This window comes from Nocardia aurea, assembly GCF_003123685.1.
Classification (GTDB): Bacteria; Actinomycetota; Actinomycetes; order Mycobacteriales; family Mycobacteriaceae; genus Nocardia; species Nocardia aurea.
In genome coordinates this window covers 1-4,358 of sequence record NZ_QCYJ01000070.1, presented here as the reverse complement: position 1 = coordinate 4,358, position 4,358 = coordinate 1, and the positions used below count along the sequence as shown (strand labels likewise).

The following is a 4,358-nucleotide window of genomic DNA, read 5'->3' as shown; positions in this document are numbered from 1 at the left end:
TCCAGCGGGGCCTCGCGCTCCTCCACCCGCACCGTGTAGCCCAGCGCGGCCGCCAGCGCGACGCAGTCCTCGGCGATGGGCCGGACCGGGCGGTCCACGTCGTGGAAGTGCTGCCAGAGCGGGGTCATCCAGCTCATGGGGTGGCGGTGGGTGAGCTCTATCACCACGCGCCCGCTGGTGCGCTCGTCGAGCGCGCGCAGGAACGCGGCCAGGTCGGGAACGTTGTACACGACGTGGCCGGCGATGGCCGTGTCGGCCACGGGCACCTGACCGGCCACGTCCGGCCACCGGCCCTCGACCGCCGTCAGCGGGACGCCGAGTTTGTCCGCCCGCAGCGCGAGCTCGGCCAGCATGCCGGGCGAGGTGTCCACGGCGTACAGCTCGCCGATGCGCTCGTGCAGCGGGAGGGACGAGGCGCCGGTGCCCGAGCCGACGTCGAGCAGCGTGCCGCCCTGGGGCAGCGCCTCCGCGACGCGCGTCATCGTGGGTCCGTCGTCCGGCTCGGCCAGCGCCCTGTCGGTGCGCGTGGCGAAGCGGGCGGGCGAGTGGCCCCAGGGATCGGCCGGGGCCTTGGCCAGGATCTCCTCCGGGATGGCCCAGGATTCCAGGCGTTCTCGCCACCGCGAGGCGAGTTCTTCGGCATCCATGGAGATGAGCATGCCACGCATATCGGTGGTTACCCGCGGGTAGCATTGCTAGTAAGGTTACTAGCCAGTAGATAACGACCTCGGGTCAAGGAGATCAGCACCCATGGGCCACTACAAGAGCAACGTGCGTGACCTGGAGTTCAACCTTTTCGAGGTGTTCGGGCGACGAGAGATCCTCGGCACCGCGCCGTACGCGGATGTGGACGAAGACGTCGCACGCGGCATCCTGGAGGAGGTCAACAGGCTGGCCACCGGTGTCCTTGCCGAGTCGTTCGAGGAGGGCGACCGCACGCCTCCGGTCTTCGACCCTGAGGCGGCCACCGTGGCCGTGCCCGCCGGTTTCAAGAAGTCGTACCACGCACTGGTCGACGGCGGCTGGGCGCACCTCGACCTGCCCGCCGAGCTGGGCGGCCCCGGCATCCCCCGCAGCCTCGCCTGGGCGACGGCCGAGATGATCCTGGGCGCCAACCCGGCCATCTACATGTACGCGGCGGGCCCCAACTTCGCCTACATCCTGTGGAACCTCGGCACCGCCGACCAGAAGCGCTTCGCCGAGCTCGCCATCGAGCGCAACTGGGGCGCCACCATGGTGCTCACCGAGCCCGACGCCGGCTCCGACGTGGGCGCCGGGCGCGCCAAGGCGGTGCGGCAGCCCGACGGCAGCTGGCACATCGAGGGCGTCAAGCGCTTCATCACCAGCGCCGAGCACGATATGTCGGAGAACATCTTCCACCTCGTGCTGGCCCGCCCCGAGGGCCACGCCGCGGGCACCAAGGGCCTGTCGATGTTCCTGGTGCCGAAGTATCACGTGAACCTCGACACCGGCGAGCCGGGCGAGCGCAACGGCGTCTACGTGACCAACGTCGAGAAGAAGATGGGCCTGAAGGTCTCCACCACGTGCGAGGTCACCTTCGGCGAGCGGCACCCGGCGGTCGGCTGGCTGGTCGGCGACGCGCACGAGGGCATCAAGCAGATGTTCATGATCATCGAGCACGCGCGCATGATGGTCGGCACCAAGGCCATCGCCACGCTCTCCACCGGCTACCTGAACGCCCTGGAGTACGCCAAGTCCCGCGCGCAGGGCGCCGACCTCACGAGGATGGCCGACAAGTCCGCGCCGCGCGTGACCATCACCCACCACCCCGACGTGCGTCGCGAGCTCATGCTGCAGAAGGCGTACGCCGAGGGCATGCGGGCGCTCGTCCTCTACACGGCCACGTTCCAGGACGCCATCCAGATCGACCCCCGGGACCAGCACGCGCACGCGATGAACGACCTGCTGCTGCCGGTGGTCAAGGGCTTCGGCTCGGAGCGGTCGTACGAGCTGCTGTCCCGCTCGCTGCAGACCCTGGGCGGCTCGGGCTACCTGCAGGAGTACCCGATCGAGCAGTACATCCGCGACGCCAAGATCGACTCACTGTACGAGGGCACCACCGCCATCCAGGGCCTGGACCTGTTCTTCCGCAAGATCCTGCGCAACCAGGGCGCGGCGATCGGCTCGCTGCTGACCGAGATCAACGACTTCGCCGCCTCGCAGGCCGGAAACGGCCGCCTCAAGGAGGAGCGCAAGCTGCTCGCCGAGGCCGCCGCCGAGGTCAAGGCCATGGGCGACACCATGGCCGGGTGGGCGCTCGGCTCGCTGGAGAAGCCGGAGGAGGTCTACCGGGTCGGCCTCAACACGACCAGGCTCCTGCTGGCGCTGGGCGACCTGGTGATCGGCTGGCTGCTGCTGCGCCAGGCCGAGATCGCGCTGGACCGGCTGGCCGAGCGCGAGGACCCGTTCTACCAGGGGAAGGTGGCCGCCGCCTCGTTCTTCGCGACGACCGTGCTGCCCCGCCTGGCCGCCGAGCGGCGCGTGCTCGACAGCACCGGCCAGGAGCTCATGGAGCTGCCGGAGGAGGCGTTCTAGCCTCCACGCCCGCGCGCCCAAGGACGCCCGTTCCGGTCTCCGGAGCGGGCGTCCGCCACTTCCGGTGCGCCCGCTTTCGGTACGGTCGCGACATGAGTTCGACTTCTCACGATCATCCCTTGCCCCCGCCGCGCGTCGAAGAGGTCTCGGACGGCGTGTACGCCTACGTCCAGCCCGACGGAAGCTGGTGGATCAACAACACGGGCTTCCTCGCGGGCCGGCGCGGCGTGATCGCCATCGACGCCTGCTCGACCGAGCGCCGCACCCGGGCCTACCGCGAGGCCATCGCCCGGGTCACCGACCGGCCGGTCACGACGCTGGTCAACACCCATCACCACGGCGACCACACGTTCGGCAACTACCTCTTCCCCGAGTCCACGATCGTCGCCCACGAGCGCACCCGCGAGAGGGTGCTGGCCGAGGGCATCCCCGACTACCGGGCGATCGTGTGGTCGCCCGAGGTCGAATGGGGGGAGCTGGAGGCGGTGGCGCCGTTCCTCACCTACACCGACGGGGTCACCCTCCACTCCGACGAGCTGCGCTGCGAGGTGCGGCACATCGGCGTCCCCGCGCACACCACCAACGACTCGTACGTCTGGATCCCGGAGCGCCGGCTGCTGTTCTCCGGCGACCTGCTGTTCAACGGCGGCACCCCGTTCGTGCTGATGGGCTCGGTGGACGGCGCGCTGGAGGCGCTCGACCGGCTTGAGGAGCTCGGCGCGCGGACGATCGTGCCGGGGCACGGCGACGTGTGCGGACCCGAGGTGATCGAGCGGGTCCGCGGCTACCTGCGCTTCGTGCGCGAGACCGCCGAGCGGGGCCGGGCCGCCGGCCTCACGCCGCTGGAGGCCGCCCGCGAGACGGACCTCGGCGAGTGGGGCGAGCTGCTCGACTCCGAGCGCGTCGTCGGCAACCTGCACCGCGCCTACGCCGAGCTGGACGGCCTGCCGCGGGGCGGCGACATCGACCTCGTGGCGGCCATCTTCGACATGATCACCTTCAACGGCGGGCGGCCACTCTCCTGCCTGGCCTGAGGGTGTGATCGCCTATACCCGGGTATGACCGTGGGCGAACCGGGTCTTTGCCTACGGAGGTCGTCATGGGTGTCGGCGTCAGCATCTTCTTCCTCACGCTCGGCGCCATCCTGAAATTCGCCATCGAGCCCGACGTGTTCGGAGACTCGGTCCACATGGACGTGATCGGGCTCATCTTCATGATCGTCGGTGGCGCCGGGATCGTGCTGAGCGTCGTGCTGGCCCCGCGGCGCGGCCGCACTTCCGAGGACCGGCTGATGCACCGCGAGAACCAGCCGCCGGAAGCCTGACGGAAGGCGAGAGGTCTAGACGCTGAACTGGACGGCGGCGCGGGCCGCCACGATCGCCTTGATGTGCTCCGCGATCACCGCCTGGTGCAGGGGGTGATCGCGGTAGACCAGGTAGTCGTCCACGCTGTCGAAGTCGGCCACGACCGCGAAGTCGTGGTTGCCCTGGTTGATGCCCGCGTCGGGGCCGAAGGTGTAGGCGCGGAGCTGCGGGATGGCGGCCGGCAGCTTGCGCAGCTCGGTCAGCACCGTCTCCTTCTGCTCATCGGTGGCGGCATCGGTCCAGGTGAACAGCACGACGTGGCGAATCATGCGGCTCACCCTATCGACCCGGCACCCGCCGGGCGCGGACGGCATGCGGGGCCGTCCGCGCCCTCCGCGCCCGGCGGAGGGCGCGGACGGGTTCAGCTCCAGGCCAGCACGCGCAGCGGGTCCTCCAGCATGTCGCCCACGTCGCGCAGGAACCGCGAGCCCAGCTCGC

The 4,358-nt window shown here is 70.2% G+C and carries 5 protein-coding genes; 3 read left to right on the top strand and 2 right to left on the bottom strand.

The annotated features are described in order from the left end of the window. Window positions 1-647, bottom strand: a 647-nt coding sequence (locus DAT37_RS12935) for a class I SAM-dependent methyltransferase (protein WP_198654247.1), incomplete at its 3' end; no start/stop codon positions are given. Window positions 648-750: 103 nt separating this feature from the next. Here DAT37_RS12935 and DAT37_RS12930 point away from each other — a divergent pair. The 3 genes from DAT37_RS12930 (at window position 751) to DAT37_RS12920 (ending at window position 3,880) form a co-directional block, all read left to right on the top strand. Beyond that, window positions 751-2,556, top strand: a complete 1,806-nt coding sequence (locus DAT37_RS12930) for an acyl-CoA dehydrogenase (protein ID WP_109524995.1) — start codon at window positions 751-753, stop codon at window positions 2,554-2,556. Between the two features lie 119 nt (window positions 2,557-2,675). Continuing rightward, entirely contained in the window at window positions 2,676-3,590 is a 915-nt protein-coding gene (locus DAT37_RS12925; RefSeq protein WP_232839716.1) for an MBL fold metallo-hydrolase, read from the top strand. Between the two features lie 65 nt (window positions 3,591-3,655). Next, window positions 3,656-3,880 carry a DUF6458 family protein gene (locus DAT37_RS12920; RefSeq protein WP_109524993.1) on the top strand — a complete coding sequence of 75 codons (225 nt, stop codon included), beginning with the start codon at window positions 3,656-3,658 and terminating at the stop codon, window positions 3,878-3,880. Between the two features lie 15 nt (window positions 3,881-3,895). Here DAT37_RS12920 and DAT37_RS12915 read toward each other — a convergent pair whose 3' ends face one another. Further along, window positions 3,896-4,189: a Dabb family protein gene (locus DAT37_RS12915; RefSeq protein WP_109524992.1), complete on the bottom strand. Its 294-nt coding sequence runs from the start codon at window positions 4,187-4,189 to the stop codon at window positions 3,896-3,898. Window positions 4,190-4,358: the final 169 nt, after the last annotated feature.

What these genes read in the sequence shown, in the direction of transcription:
- DAT37_RS12930 (WP_109524995.1), top strand. Translation starts at nt 751, where the DNA reads ATGGGCCACTACAAGAGCAACGTGCGTGACCTGGAGTTCAACCTTTTC.
- DAT37_RS12920 (WP_109524993.1), top strand. Translation starts at nt 3,656, where the DNA reads ATGGGTGTCGGCGTCAGCATCTTCTTCCTCACGCTCGGCGCCATCCTG.
- DAT37_RS12915 (WP_109524992.1), bottom strand. Translation starts at nt 4,189, where the DNA reads ATGATTCGCCACGTCGTGCTGTTCACCTGGACCGATGCCGCCACCGAT.